Annotated in this window: 11 protein-coding genes; 6 read left to right on the plus strand and 5 right to left on the minus strand. The window is 63.0% G+C overall.

Annotation, left to right across the window (positions count from 1 at the left end):
- Positions 1-1,266 (minus strand): DUF4272 domain-containing protein, encoded by a 1,266-nt coding sequence (locus ACKFRT_RS10385; protein WP_408925218.1) that lies wholly within the window; start codon positions 1,264-1,266, stop codon positions 1-3.
- Between the two features lie 93 nt (positions 1,267-1,359).
- Here ACKFRT_RS10385 and ACKFRT_RS10390 point away from each other — a divergent pair, with 93 nt between their 5' ends.
- Positions 1,360-3,153 (plus strand): alpha/beta hydrolase family protein, encoded by a 1,794-nt coding sequence (locus ACKFRT_RS10390; RefSeq protein WP_408925219.1) that lies wholly within the window; start codon positions 1,360-1,362, stop codon positions 3,151-3,153.
- Positions 3,154-3,276: 123 nt separating this feature from the next.
- Positions 3,277-4,554, plus strand: a complete 1,278-nt coding sequence (locus ACKFRT_RS10395; RefSeq protein ID WP_408925220.1) for an alpha-hydroxy-acid oxidizing protein — start codon at positions 3,277-3,279, stop codon at positions 4,552-4,554.
- On the opposite strand, the gene ACKFRT_RS10400 is transcribed toward ACKFRT_RS10395, so the two are convergent.
- Complete coding sequence (locus tag ACKFRT_RS10400; RefSeq protein ID WP_408925221.1) at positions 4,551-5,828, minus strand: saccharopine dehydrogenase family protein; 1,278 nt, start codon at positions 5,826-5,828, stop codon at positions 4,551-4,553. The two genes, ACKFRT_RS10395 and ACKFRT_RS10400, sit on opposite strands and share 4 nt — an antisense overlap.
- 30 nt (positions 5,829-5,858) lie before the next feature.
- On the opposite strand from ACKFRT_RS10400, the gene ACKFRT_RS10405 reads away from it, so the two are divergent.
- The 4 genes from ACKFRT_RS10405 (at position 5,859) to ACKFRT_RS10420 (ending at position 8,485) form a co-directional block, all read left to right on the plus strand.
- A complete protein-coding gene (locus ACKFRT_RS10405) occupies positions 5,859-6,395 on the plus strand; it encodes a tRNA (cytidine(34)-2'-O)-methyltransferase (protein WP_408925222.1) in 537 nt (178 codons plus the stop codon).
- A gap of 164 nt (positions 6,396-6,559) precedes the next feature.
- Positions 6,560-7,213, plus strand: a complete 654-nt coding sequence (locus tag ACKFRT_RS10410; protein WP_408925223.1) for a hypothetical protein — start codon at positions 6,560-6,562, stop codon at positions 7,211-7,213.
- Between the two features lie 62 nt (positions 7,214-7,275).
- Positions 7,276-8,133, plus strand: a complete 858-nt coding sequence (locus tag ACKFRT_RS10415) for a bifunctional methylenetetrahydrofolate dehydrogenase/methenyltetrahydrofolate cyclohydrolase (RefSeq protein ID WP_408925224.1) — start codon at positions 7,276-7,278, stop codon at positions 8,131-8,133.
- The gene (locus tag ACKFRT_RS10420; protein WP_296212870.1) at positions 8,126-8,485 is read left to right on the plus strand and encodes a DUF3017 domain-containing protein; all 360 of its coding nucleotides are present in this window, start codon (positions 8,126-8,128) and stop codon (positions 8,483-8,485) included. The genes ACKFRT_RS10415 and ACKFRT_RS10420 overlap by 8 nt, the downstream gene beginning before the upstream one ends.
- Here ACKFRT_RS10420 and ACKFRT_RS10425 read toward each other — a convergent pair.
- The 3 genes from ACKFRT_RS10425 to ACKFRT_RS10435 form a co-directional block, all read right to left on the minus strand.
- The gene (locus ACKFRT_RS10425; protein WP_408925225.1) at positions 8,482-9,669 is read right to left on the minus strand and encodes a homoserine O-acetyltransferase; all 1,188 of its coding nucleotides are present in this window, start codon (positions 9,667-9,669) and stop codon (positions 8,482-8,484) included. The two genes, ACKFRT_RS10420 and ACKFRT_RS10425, sit on opposite strands and share 4 nt — an antisense overlap.
- Positions 9,670-9,703: 34 nt before the next feature.
- Positions 9,704-11,035, minus strand: a complete 1,332-nt coding sequence (locus ACKFRT_RS10430; RefSeq protein ID WP_408925226.1) for an O-acetylhomoserine/O-acetylserine sulfhydrylase — start codon at positions 11,033-11,035, stop codon at positions 9,704-9,706.
- Positions 11,036-11,793: 758 nt separating this feature from the next.
- Positions 11,794-14,022 (minus strand): NADP-dependent isocitrate dehydrogenase, encoded by a 2,229-nt coding sequence (locus tag ACKFRT_RS10435; protein WP_408925227.1) that lies wholly within the window; start codon positions 14,020-14,022, stop codon positions 11,794-11,796.
- Between the last annotated feature and the right edge of the window lie 297 nt (positions 14,023-14,319).

A 14,319-nucleotide genomic window follows, 5' to 3' on the forward strand; every position in this document is an offset into this window, starting at 1 on the left:
TTACGTGGAGAGATCTACATCGTCGTACGCGATAACCGGATCGGTCAGCCAGGTGATCGCACGGTGGCGTTCCAGCAGGGTGGAGTGATCCTGTGGCTGCATGGTGCCGGGGCCGGTCTGGCCGGGAGTGTCGGACTGTTGCTCGACGGAGATCCAGCGCAGGGAGTAGATGTGCTCCAAAGCATCGCAGATGTCCGAGAGGCTGCGCAGAGGAAGCTCGGAGGCATCGCGTCCCTCTTTGTCTACCCCGCGCAGTGCACCGCGGAGGCTCGGAAGATCGACGGGGTCGAAGCTGAAGACATCGATGTCGATCAGGCCGATCGTCCAGGCGAGGAACTCGGCGGCGGTGTAGGCCCAGGCGAGCTGGTAGGCATCTTCCCGCACTTCCTGGCCGTAGGCTGGTGCCGGAGCGGCCGGTGCTGCTTCGGCTGGTGCTGGTGTGTCCGCGGCTGGTGCTGCTGCGTCCGCGCCTGGTGCTGGTGTCTCACCAGCTTGTGCGGCTTCCGCGCGGTCGAGGAATGACTGCTCAATAGGTGAGAGATTATCGAAAGCGCGCCGCGATCCCGCGCGCAGTGCACCGAAGTCCACGGCCTCGCCGTTCAGCACGCTCACTGCAACAGTCGCAATCACGGCTAGGGTGACGGCCCGGTTAAAGATCTCCTCGGCCGGGCGCAACAGCAGCTCGGCTTCGCAGCGAACCGGCGGCAGCGTCGGCGCCACCTGGAATCCTTGCCGCCACAAGCCACCGCGCACACGGCGCATCCGCGCCTCCGCATCCGGGTGCTGCGGCACGGAATTTGCCTGCGCTCCGTTGGCCGGGGAACTGCCGACCAGCGCGGGATCCAACAAATCCGCCCCGCCCGCGTTGCGCACGGTTCCGTCGGACAGGAAGAACACCGCGTTGGCCTCGCGTGCCCAGTCGGCAAAATCGCCCAGGTGGGAAAAGTCGAAGTTGTCGTCCCGTTCGAAGACGTAGTGGCGGCGCACACTGTGGATGTGCTGTATCACCGTGTGAATGTAGGAGTTGAAGCTGTCGAAGCGCTCCTCGCCCTGTTCTGCCACATATCCCGCGAACCCGGCCAGATGTTCCAGCAGCTCGTGGGTCTGCTGGTCTTCGGCCGCAGTCGCACCGTTGGCAGTGGTTTTTAAAAACGGCCGGTCGGGCGCATCGAAGCACAGCTCGCGGGAGGCGGTGGCGGGTTCGCCCGGGCCGCGGAAGGGCACATCCGCGCGGACGGTCGAGTAAGCGTTCACATAAATGCTCATGTCTCCACAGCATAGAGTCTCTTCGCTCCACCTGCCGAAATCTTCGCCCCGTTGGCCTTAAGACCGTGCCAGCTTCGCTAGAATACTAAACTCATGCGCCATACGACCGCCCCCTCGCTCGCTCCCAACGGCACGGCTATCGCCTACATCGTCCGCGATGGCGGATACCCCTATGCCGTTCAAGCAGCGCTCACCGAGGACGGCGTAGGCACCGAGAGACCCGTGCAGCTGCCCATCGATGGCCCGGTCACGCGCGTGCTGCATTCTCCGGATGCACAGTGGATCGCCTGCGAAGTATCCCCCAAGGGTTCGGAAAAGCTCGAGACCTTTACGGTATCTACAGATCCTGGAGTAGAAGGGGCGTCCCCACTTAGGAACACCTTCGATGCCCGCACGCGCCTGGTGGAGTGGGACCGCGACAACCTGGCAATGGATGCGGTGGCGGCCGATGGCATGACGGAGGCGCGTCTGGTCGATCCGAACACGTCGCGCTACCAGGTGATGGACCGCCGCATCGATGCGTTGCTGGTCGCCGCCGAAGCCGGATATAGCCTCATGCGCGTCGGCCCGCGCGGCAACCGCGAGTTGCTGCTGGTCACCCCGCAGGGTCGTTGGATGCCGCTGCTGCCGCCGGAACCGGGTGCTACCACGGAGGACGGGCGGATCCTGCCGATCACGGACAGCCAGCTGGTGATCCTGGTGGTCACCGACCATGGCGCCGATCGTCGCCGCCTGATGCGCTTGGTGGTGGACATTCACGGCGAGCGCCCGATATGTGTGGAGCGCGAGGAGATGATCAGCAACCCCGAGGCCGACGTGGACGAGTTTGTCATCAGCGAGGATCTGTCCACCGCCGCGGTGCTGTGGAACCAGGCGGGTATTTCCAACCTGGAGCTGCTGAGCCTCGGGGACGATCAGCGCGTGCAGGTCCGCCGCACCGTCGAGCTGCCGGGCATGGTCGCCGCGGACCTGTCCATCACGGATAATGGCCAGTTGTTGGCACTGACGGTGGAGGGACCGAACCTACCGCCGACGGTGGAGGTGCTGCGCCTGGAATCCGGCCGCGTGGAGCCGCTGGATCCGGATCGCACCGACCGTTTGGACGAGCGCGCCCGCCAGGGCGACGTGCCGGAGCTGGTCTACTACACCGCCCGTGATGGCCTGGAGCTTTCTGGATGGCTGTACCTGCCGGAGAACCCCGCGCCGGGTCGCCCCGTGTACGTGCACCTGCACGGTGGCCCCGAGGGGCAATCCCGCCCCGCGAACCACGACGTGCTGGCGGACATTGTCGCCGCTGGTTACACCGTGTTTACCCCCAACATTCGCGGTAGTAAGGGCAATGGTCGCGCGTTCATCCACGCCGACGATCGTTACGGCCGCTTCGCCGCAATCGACGATGTGGCGGATACTGTTTCTTTTCTTTGCGACGCCGACTTGTGCACCGAAGGCCGCGTATTCCTGGGAGGTCGCAGTTATGGCGGGTTCCTAGCCGTGCTGGCGGCGGCCCGCTACCCGGACATGTTCTTGGGGGTGGTGGACGCGTGTGGCATGACGAGCTTTGAGACATACTACGAGTCCACGGAGCCGTGGTTGGCGAGTGCGGCCTCCCCGAAATATGGCTACCCGATGCACGATGCGGAACTGCTGTGGGAGATTTCTCCACTGCACAAGGCGGAACTGATCACCACCCCGGTGCTGTTTATCCACGGGGCTAACGACTCGAACGTGCCGCTGCAGGAATCCCAACAGTTGTATGACGAGCTGGTGAAGTTAGACCGTGCCCCGCAGTTCCTGGAAGTACCAGGGGAAGGCCACCAGTTTGTGAAGCCGAAGTCGCGACAGCTGATCGGCGAGCGGATTCTGGAATTCTTCGCGGCGCTGGGTTAGAACTGCGCCGAACCAGAACGGGGTTGGGCTGCACGGCGAAAACAGCCGAACCGTCCTATCGTGGGAGGTGCTAGAACCTTCAAGACCACTTACAAGGAAAGTTGTTAGGAGAGCGTTTTTCCTATGGCACACCAGAAGCGCCAGATCCCGAATCCCGTCGAAATTTTTGACCTGCTGAAATTTAAGAAGCCCACCCTGGATTTTAAAGCCCGCCGCCTCAGCAATGCGCAGACGATTTGGGATCTGCGCGACATTGCGAAGCGTCGTACCCCGGCTGCAGCCTTCGATTACACCGATGGCGCTGCCGACAATGAGATTTCCATGAACCGCGCACGTAAGGCTTTCCGTGACGTGGAGTTCCACCCGTCAATTCTGAACGACGTTTCCCACGTGGACACGACTGCGGAGGTCTTCGGCGGTACGTCCTCTCTGCCTTTTGGTATTGCACCGACGGGCTTTACCCGCCTTATGCAGACCGAGGGCGAGTTGGCCGGTGCCGGTGCCGCCGGCCGTGCGGGCATTCCGTTCTGCCTGTCCACCCTGGGCACCACCAGCATCGAGGACGTGCAGAAGGCCAACCCGAATGGCCGCAACTGGTTCCAGCTGTACGTAATGAAGGAGCGCGAGATCTCCTACGGTCTGGTCGAGCGCGCTGCTCAGGCGGGCTTCGATACCCTGCTGTTCACCGTGGATACCCCGGTGGCCGGTAACCGCCTGCGCGATGCCCGCAACGGCTTCTCCATCCCGCCGGAGATCTCCCTGGGTACCGTCCTTAATGCCATCCCGCGCCCTTGGTGGTGGTGGGACTTCCTGACCACCCCGCCGCTGGAGTTCGCCTCGCTGACCAGCACCGGCGGCACCGTCGGTGAACTGCTGGATTCCGCGATGGACCCCTCCATCAAGTTCGAGGATCTGAAGACCATCCGCGAGATGTGGCCGGGCAAGCTGGTTGTTAAGGGCGTGCAGAACCTGCCGGATTCCAAGAAACTGGCCGACCTGGGCGTGGATGGCATCATCCTGTCCAACCACGGCGGCCGCCAGCTGGACCGCGCTCCAGTTCCGTTCCAGCTGTTGCCGGAGGTTGTCCGCGAGGTCGGCAACGACCTGGACGTGGCTATGGATACCGGCATCATGAACGGTGCGGACATCGTCGCCGCCATCGCCAAGGGCGCGAAGTTCACCCTGATCGGCCGCGCTTACCTGTACGGCCTGATGGCCGGTGGCGAGGCCGGCGTGGCCCGCGCCATTGAGATCCTGGCCGGCGAAGTGCGCCGCACCATGCGCCTACTGCAGGTTTCCTCGCTGGACGAGCTCACCCCGGAGCACGTCACGCAGCTGAACTCTCTGGACATCAACCAGGTCAATGGCGTGGCATCCGACGAGCAGAGCCTGTTTAGCTAATCGCTGAACTTCATGCCCGCATCGCGCAAGCGCTGCACGTAGGGCATTCCCAAACCGGTGGCCGGGGTCAGTACCCCGCCGCCGGTTTTTCCTTGGTAGGGGGAGGCTGCGGGCAGTTCGGCGTCCGAAAGAACAAGGGTGAGCGCCGCTTCGCTAAGCATCAGTGAGGTGCCCTTGTACCCCGGGTCGGCGTCCAAGCTGATGGTGTTGGTGTAGGTGGCGCCGCTGGCGCCTACGCCGATGTGGGTGGTGTGGAAGAAGCCTGCGTCGCGCTCCGCCTCGGACGGCCCTTCGCCGGGCTCCGGCACCCAGCGGGAGAGGAACGAACGCAGCTTGTCCTGGTTCAGCGCCGCCACTGCCGCGCCGAGCGCTGCCCCCATGGCCACGGCTTGAATGCGCCCCTTGGTTCCCTTGCCGGTGTACATGTATTCGCTGTAGCGCAGCTTCGCACCGTAAGCGTGGCTAAGCAGTGCATTGGAGCGGCGCACCACGCGCGTGTTGGAGCCTGCCATGATGAAGGGGCCAGCCCAGACGTCGTCGCGACCGTAGCCACTACCGCCGATGTCACTTTCGCGCACCACGCCGAAGTCGGGCTGTTTACCCAGGTTCGGTTCGGATTCACGGTTGGGGGAGAGGGTGTACGGGTCGGCTAGCAGCCGCTTCTTGTCCGGGTTGCCCTTGGCAGCTGCGAACTGCTCGCGCATCGAGTCGATGGTGCCGCCGGAGAGCCCACCTTTCATCTTCACGATCATCGTGGCGGTTTCTAGGGGGTCTTTATTTTCGGACGCCCTCTGTCCCAGCAACATCATTCCCAGGTCACTCGGAATGGAATCAAAACCGCAGGCGTGAATGATGCGTGCCCCGCTGGCGGCGGCGCGATCGTGGTAGGAGTCGGCGGATTCGCGCATGAAGAGCGGCTCGCCAGCTAGATCTACGTAGTGTGTGCCGTGGGTGGCGCACTCGCGGACGAGTGGAAAGCCGTGGCGGTAGTAGGGGCCAACGGTGGAGATAACTACGCGGGAGGCGCGGGCCAGCTTTTCCAGGGAGCGGTTATCGCTGGAATCGGCGATGACCAGCGGGAATTCCTTGGCCCGCGGGTGCTTTGCAGCTAGCTGGTCGCGCAGGGCCTCTAGCTTGGACTGGTTGCGGCCGGCCAGGGCGATGCGCACCCCTTCCGGGGCGTTGGCAGCAAGGTAGTCAGCGGTGAGGGCACCAACAAATCCAGTGGCACCTAGCAGTGTGATGTCGTAACTGCGGGAGGGGGAGTTGCTCATGGCCTCCTTTGTACCGGTTAGATTGGGGAAATGACGTCTATCAACCACGATGCGGGTGTGGCCGGCGTGCCGGATCCGCTGAACCCGCCGCTGCACGTTGTGTTTGACCGACCGGAAATCCCGCCAAATACGGGCAACGCTATCCGCATGTGTGCAGGTACGGGGGCATCGCTGCACTTGGCGGGGCCGCTGGCCTTTAAGTTCGACGACAAGCATGTGCGCCGGGCGGGGCTGGATTACCACGAGCTGGCAGACGTGCACGTTCACGAGGGGATTGATGAGGCGCTGGCTCATGTGACTGACCCGGTACGCGGCTCGGGCCGGGTGTTTGCCTTCACCGCGCAGACGGGCATGTGGTTTACGGAGGTGGACTATCGGCCGGGCGACGCGTTGCTTTTTGGCCCGGAACCGACGGGACTGGCCGACGAGGTACTGGCCGACCCGCGGGTGACGGCGAAGGTGCGCATCCCGATGTTGCCGGGGCGGCGGTCCATGAACCTATCGAACGCGGCGGCAGTGGCGGCCTACGAGGCGTGGCGCCAGTTGGGGTTTGTAGGCGGGGTGTAGCCCTCCTGCCTGGGGTGAACACTCTCGCACCCCAGGCGCTTCTTAGGCATGAAAAACCTGGTACGGCATACACTTCGGTCCGCTGATAGCGGCATCAAGTACCACGGGGCGGCCAATGGGCGGCAGCCGAGACAACAGCCTCAACGTCTGACAGGATCTAAAACATGACGTACCCACATTACGGTCCGCCCGGCCCGTACCACTTTGGCCCGCCCGCGCCAGCCCCCATGCCCTATTACGGCGTGGCGGTGGATGCCGGTCGGGATGCCCGCTTCATGCCCCTGCTGGTTGGTTGGCTGGCTGCGTTCTTCTTACCCGTCCTGTTCTGCCTGTTGCGCTTCGCCTTCTTCGGCAAGGACTGGCCCGGTGTCTTCCTGGTCGCCGTTTTTCTGAGCCCGGCCTTCTTTAGCATGCAGGTCATTTTGAACCTCATAGCTTTGGCAATTCCCAAGCGGACCCACGATTCCCTCGCAATCTTTTGGGGCGGCATGCTCGTCTGGTGGGTTGGCGTGTCCGCCTTCGCATTGTCCCCTGGCTGGCAGTACCGCCAAGAGATTCGGGAGATCGGAGACAAAGCCTGGCTCACAGACGGCAATGGCACTACGGAGACGCTCACTGCGGAGGAAGGCAAGCGGTACGTGGAAATCCTCAACTTCTGGCTCTACGAAGACGGAAACCTGCAACAGGCTCTCACCGTTCCCGGCATTATCACAGTTCTCGGCATCGGCATCATTATCGTCGGCTTGGTCGTCGCTGCCCGCAGCGAAGTCCAGCCCGCCCTCGCCCCGGCGCCCTCGTGGCCCGGTCCGGTGCGCTAGGTGCGCTGTGTGGGATACATGCCATCTCGATCCCATCCACCCCGCGTGGAATAATGGGAAGCATGGCAGCTACTAAATTGGATGGAAAACTCTACCGCGACGAGATCTTCGCCGACCTGGAACAGCGCGTCGCCGCGTTGAAGGAAAAGGGCGTGACTCCCGGCCTGGCCACCGTGCTGGTGGGCGACGACCCGGCCAGCCACTCCTACGTGCGGATGAAGCACAAGGACTGCGAGCAAATCGGCGTGAACTCCATCCGCAAGGACCTCCCGGCGGATGTGTCCCAGGAAGAGCTCAACGCGGTCATCGACGAGCTGAACGCCGACGATGCCTGCACCGGCTACATCGTGCAGCTCCCGCTGCCGAAGCACCTGGATGAAAACGCAGTGTTGGAGCGCATCGACCCGGCCAAGGATGCCGATGGCCTCCACCCGGTGAACCTGGGCAAGCTGGTGCTTAACGAGCCCGCCCCGTTGCCTTGCACTCCCAACGGTGCGATTCACTTACTCCGCCGCTTCGACGTGGAACTCAACGGTGCGAAGGTTGTCGTTATCGGCCGCGGCGTAACCGTTGGCCGTCCAATTGGCCTGATGCTCACCCGCCGCAGCGAAAACTCCACCGTCACCCTGTGCCACACCGGCACGAAGGATCTAGCGGCAGAAACGAAGGCCGCCGACGTGATCGTCGCCGCGGCCGGCGTGCCACACATGATCAGCGCGGATATGGTCAAACCGGGTGCAGCGATCCTGGACGTAGGAGTCTCCCGCGGCGACGACGGCAAGCTGAAGGGTGACGTGCACCCAGACGTATGGGACGTCGCCGGTGCGGTCTCTCCGAACCCCGGGGGAGTGGGTCCGCTGACCCGCGCCTTCCTGGTGCGCAACGTCGTCGAGCGCGCGGAGAAGCTGCTGCGTGGCTAATCGCTCCCGCCCAGCTCGCATCGGCGACGCTCGCCAGCAGCTCCTTGATAACCCCCACGACCGGGACAATTCACCCTCCCGATTTTCGCGCCCTGTCCAGTGGGCACTTGTAGGAATATTCGGGTTGATGCTGTTGGCCGTGCTGGCGCTGTTGTTGGTGGACAGGTGGCGTCGAGCTAGCGTCATGCTGGGCAGTGCGATGGTCTACCTGGCCGTGCTACGGCTACTCCTCGATTCCCGGGTGCTGGGCGTGCTCGCGGTACGCTCGCGCAAGTTCGATACCGCCTTCACTGCCGCCATCGGCCTCGGCATCCTGTGGATCGCCGTGAGCGTCGACCCGCTGACCAGCTAAGCCCGCGCAGCGCCCTCGGTCCCCTCGGTACCCTCGGCGATGATCTCCGCCTTCGCCAGGAATTTCGCCAACACCTGACCCATTTGGCGCGACTCGATGAGGAACCCATCGTGGCCCGTCGGCGAGGTGATCTTCGACATGCCGATGAAGTCGCCCAGGTTGCGGGACAGGTGCTCCTGCTGGTGCAGCGGATACAAGATATCGGTATCCACACCCACTACCATTGTCGGCACCTGGCACGAGCCCAGAGCGGCGTTCATGCCACCCCGGCCACGGCCGACGTCGTGGCGGTTCAGCGCGTCGGTCAGCACTACATAGCTGCCCGCATCGAAGCGCGCGACCAGCTTCTCGGCCTGGCGATCCAGGTAACTCTCCACCGCGAAACGCTGGTGAGGGTCGCGGTACGGCCCGTAGGGGTTTTCGCCGTTCTGCGGATCCACCCCGAAACGCTCATCGACTTCCAGCTCGCCTCGATACGTCAGATGCGCGATGCGGCGGGCCTGCCCCAGCCCGTGCGAAGGAACCACGCCCGTGTCGTAATAGTCGCCGCCCTGCCAGGCCGGGTCCGCCTCAATGAAGCGGATCTGGCTGGACTGCAGGCCAATCTGCCACGCAGACGCACGCGCGCTCACCGCGATCGGTAACGCCGCGTTGACCATCTCCGGGTACATGAGCGACCACTCCAGCACCCGCGCCCCGCCCATCGAGGCACCCACAAGGGCATGGACCTTTGTGACGCCCACACGCTCCAACAACAGCCGTTCCGCCGTAACCATGTCACGGATCGACAAAGCGGGGAATCGTGAACCCCACGCCTGGCCGTCGGGGTGCGGCGAACTCGGGCCGGTGGACCCCTGGCAGCCGCCCAGCACATTCGCGCAGAGCACCAGATAACGGGTGGTGTCGATGGGCTTGTTTGGGCCCACCATGTCCGCCCACCAGTCGGCGGCATTGCCGTCGCCAGTGAGGGCATGCTCGATCAGCACAATCGGCCGCTCCTCCGGGGACAGCCCCGGCTCAGGGCCGGCGGAGAACTCGGCATAGTCCGCGGCGCCATCCGGAGAGTCGTAGAACGCGAAGTAGCGGAGTTCGGCGTCAAAAATAGTTACACCCGCCTCCGTGACCACGTCGCCGATAGAGACCGTGCGCGACGCGCCAGAAGCGGGGAGGAACTCGGGGTTCATGGGAATCAGCCTAAAGCCTAGATCCTAGACGGCCTTAGATGGCCGCGAAGCCGAGCTTCAGGTCGTTGATGATGTCTGTGATGTCCTCAATGCCCACAGACAGGCGAACCGTCGCATGGGACACACCCGCGCGGGCCAGGCCAGCCGCATCGGACTGCGAGTGGGTGGTCGTGGCTGGGTGCACCACCAGGGAGCGTACATCACCGACATTCGCCAGGTCAGAGTGCAGCTGCAGAGCATCGATGAAGGCCCAAGCCTGTCCCTTCGCCTCCTCCGAGGTCGGGTCGTCGACCTTCAGATCGAAGCTCAAAACAGAGCCGGGGTACTCCAAGCCCAGCTCCTCCTTGACCTTGAACCACGGGGAAGTCGGTAGGCCGGCATAGTTCACGGTAGCCACCTGCGGCTGCTCGGCCAGGAACTCCGCCACGGCTTTCGCATTCTCGTTGTGCTTAGCAATGCGCAGAGTCAGTGTGTCAAGGCCTTGAGCCACAACCCATGCGTTGAACGCAGAAAGGGTGGCGCCCGTATCGCGGATAATGCCGGCGCGGAGTTTCATGCCGAACGCGGCCGGGGCCAGATCCGCGTACTTCAGGCCGTGGTAGGCGGGGTCGGGGTTGACGAAGCCAGGGAAGACCGGCTGGCCGTCGCGCTCGACGGACCAGTCGAAGGAGCCGCCGTCGACGATGATGCCACCCAGACCCGAGCCGTTGCCCGTGTAGAACTTCGTCAGGGAGGCGACCACGACGTCCGCGCCGAGCTCCAGCGGGCGGACCAGGGCAGCGGTAGCCAGGGTGTTGTCCACGATCAGCGGTACCTGGTTAGCGTGGGCAACGTCAGCGACGGCGGGGATGTTCAGGACGTCTGCCTGCGGGTTTGCGAAGGTCTCGGCGAAGAAGGCCTTGGTGTTCGGGCGGACGGCGGCCTGCCAGGACTCCGGGTCGTCGGGGTTTTCCACGAAAGTGGTTTCGATCCCTAGCTTCGGCAGGGTGTGCTGCAGCAGGGTCTCGGTTCCGCCGTACAGGCGAGGGGAGGCGACGATGTGGTCGCCGGCGCCGGCCAGGTTGAGGATTGCGGCGGTTTCGGCGGCCATGCCGGAGGCGAAAGCGACTGCGTGCACGCCGCCCTCCAGGGAATTCAGGCGGTTCTCCAGGGCCTCGACGGTGGGGTTAGTTAGGCGGGAGTAGATAGGGCCGAGGTCTTCCAGGTGGAAGCGCTGCTTGGCGTGCTCTGCGTCGTTGAAAACGTAGCTGGTGGTGAAGTGGATTGGCAGGTTACGTGCGCCGGTATCGCCGACGGGTTGGCCCGCGTGGATCTGGCGGGTGGCGAAGCCCCACTGTTCTGCTTTTTCGTTGTTGTACTTCGGCATTGGTGTGATCCTTTGGGGTGTCGCGGGTTCTGGGTTTGTTATTTGGCTATGTTGCTTTACGACGATAGACCTACGCGCGTTAAAAGTAAACCGCTCTGTCTACTTTTTTCTTTATGACGCCATAAAGTCCCAGTTGAAGAGGCATTTACCGCTCTAGTAATTACTGTACCGCTTGGTCTAGAATCTCTGAATTTTTCGTAAAACTTGCCGTCTTCAGCGCCCCGTGCCTTGGCCTCTCCGCCGCCCTGCCTCTCCGTCGCCTTACCTTTCCGTCGCCTTACCTTTCCGTCGCCCTGCTTCTCCGCGGTCTCGCTGCTTCGCCATCGCCTCTCTGCAGGCTCACAATTTCGCCACCTCGCGCTCTTTCATGGCTTGGCTCTTGCTATCTGTACACCCCCGATGTGCCCGGTGGTGGGGCTTCTCTGCTGGGAGGGTGAAAATGTCGGAAAAGTTGCAAAACGTTATTGGTGACAATATTCGTTAGTGTAAATGTGCAGGTCACGGGCCTGCGGGGCCGAGCCTCGTTTTTCCTTCCGGAACGTTTTGCAATTTTTCCGACACTTAAGGCACTGTGCGTAGCCTGTGCGCCCTGGTGGCGCCCTGGTGGCGCCCATGCTAGCGAAGGCGTGCGCAGGCACAAGAAAACCCCAGTGCCAGCAGCAAAAGTGCCAGCGCTGGGGATGTTATGGGCCGGGATCCAGCGACCCAGCCCCGGCTTAGCGAGCCTGGCTGAACCAGGGATCCAACCCGCCCGGCCGTTACTTGTTGGCGTTTAGGCCGTCGATAATCTCGTTGAACGTCGAGGACGGGCGCATGACAGCGGAAGTCTTCTCGTCGTTCGGCCAGTAGTAGCCGCCCAGGTCCACCTCGTGGCCCTGAACATCCAGCAGCTCCTGGGAGATTTTCTCCTCGTTGGCCTCGAGTGCGTCCGCGACAGGCTTGAAGATCTCCGCCAGCTCCGCATCGGTGGTCTGGTCAGCCAGCTCGCGGGCCCAGAACTTCGCCAGGTAGAAGTGCGAACCGCGGTTGTCGATCTCGCCGACCTTGCGGGACGGGGACTTGGACTCGTTCAGCACAGCTTCGGTCGCGGCATCCAGAGCATCGCCCAGGATCGGGGTGCGCGGGTTGTTGTCCGTCTCCTGCAGCTTGCGCAGAGATTCTGCCAGCGCCAGGAACTCACCCAAGGAGTCCCACCGCAGGTGGTTTTCCTCCGTAAGCTGAGCCACGTGCTTCGGTGCGGAACCTCCCGCACCAGTCTCGAACAGGCCTCCACCGGCGATCAGCGGCACCACAGACAGCATCTTTGCAGACGTACCCAGCTCCATGATGGGGAACAGATCCGTCAGGTAGTCACGCAGCACGTTACCGGTGACGGAAATCGTGTCTTCGCCAGCGCGGATACGGTCAACGGAGAGCTGCATGGCCTCTTCCGGAGGCAAAATGCGGATATCCAGACCCTCAGTGTCGTGATCCTTCAGGTAGGTCTCCACCTGCTTCTGCACGTTCCTATCGTGTGCGCGCTCCGGATCCAGCCAGAACACAGCCGGGGCGCCGGTAGCGGCGGCGCGCGTCACAGCCAGCTTCACCCAATCCTGCAGCGGAGTGTCCTTGGTCTGGCATGCGCGCCAAATATCGCCCTCGGAGACCTCGTGCTCCATCAGTACGTCGCCGGCCTCGTTCAGAACCTGCACGCGCCCCTCGGCCGGAATGCGGAAAGTCTTGTCGTGCGAACCGTACTCCTCGGCCTTCTGCGCCATCAGGCCGACATTCGGGACGGTGCCCATCGTCGTCGGGTCGAAGGCGCCGTTCTTGCGGCAGTCATCGATAACTACCTGGTAGATGCCTGCGTAGGAGGAATCAGGCAGAACCGCCAGCGTATCCTGCGTCTCATTGTTCTTGTTCCACATCTGGCCAGAGGTGCGGATCATAGCTGGCATGGAAGCATCCACGATCACGTCGGAAGGAACGTGCAGGTTAGTGATGCCCTTGTCGGAGTTCACCATCGCCAGATCCGGGCCATCAGCCAGAGCCTTGTCGAAGGCCTCGCGGATCTCGGCGGCGTTGTCCACAGCGTTGGCATCCAGCGCGTCGAGGATGGCACCCAGGCCGTTCTCGCCGTTCAGACCTGCCGGCAGTAGCTGGTCGCCATACTGCTCGAACACATCGTGGAAGTATGCGCGCACCGCGTGGCCGAACATGATCGGGTCGGAGACCTTCATCATCGTGGCCTTCAGGTGTACGGAGAACAGCACACCTTCCGCCTTCGCGCGAGCCACCTGCGCCCTGAAGAATGTACTGAGAGCATCGGCGCGCATCACTGTGGCGTCAATAATCTCCTTATCCAGAACCGGCAGAGCCTCCTTCAGTACCTGCGTCTCACCGTTCGGCTTGACCAGCTGGATGCGCAGCGTGTCGTCGCCTTCGATGATCACGGACTTCTCGTTGTGGCGGAAGTCATCTGCCTCCATCGTCGCGACGTTCGTCTTGGACTCTGCCGTCCACTCGCCCATGGAGTGCGGGTGCTTACGCGCGAAGTTCTTCACGGCCTTCGGTGCGCGGCGGTCGGAGTTGCCCTCGCGCAGCACCGGATTCACGGCGGAGCCCTTCACAGAGTCGTAGCGAGCCTGCGCGTCGCGCTCTTCGTCGGTCTGCGGCTCGGACGGGTAGTCCGGCAGGTCATCGCCGGCCTTCTGCAGCTCCGCGATGGCAGCCTGCAGCTGCGGGATAGACGCAGAGATGTTCGGCAGCTTGATGATGTTCGCATCCGGGGTCTTGGCCAGCTCGCCGAGCTCCGCCAAAGCATCGTCAACCTTCTGCTCCTCGGGCAGCACGTCGGAGAACGCGGCCAGGATGCGGGCGGCCAGCGAAATGTCGCGGGTCTCCACCTCCACTCCAGAGGTCGAAGCAAAAGCCTCCACGATTGGCTTCAAAGAATACGTCGCCAAGAGTGGGGCTTCGTCGGTGCGGGTGTAGATGATCTTTGCCATGTGGCGTTCGTCTCCCAGCCTCTAGTTAGTCAGTTGATCTTTTTGTGGTTTACGATCCAAGAATACGGCAAATGATGAACCCGTGAATGATACGGGGTTATTGCCCACCGCGCGGCCTGTTTGTGTTTAAAGCTAGAAATATTTTTTTGGACGCCCACCCGCCGCCCCGCCCGCCGTCACCTTCGGCACCCAACCCGGTCGGCTACCCGCCACCCGATCTACCCAATGAAAGCTAACGATGCCCGTGAACCAGTCGAACCAGTCGAGCCAGTCGAGTCAGCAGCGCCCCACTAAGCC

Source organism: Corynebacterium jamesii (assembly GCF_046097395.1).
Classification (GTDB): Bacteria; Actinomycetota; Actinomycetes; order Mycobacteriales; family Mycobacteriaceae; genus Corynebacterium.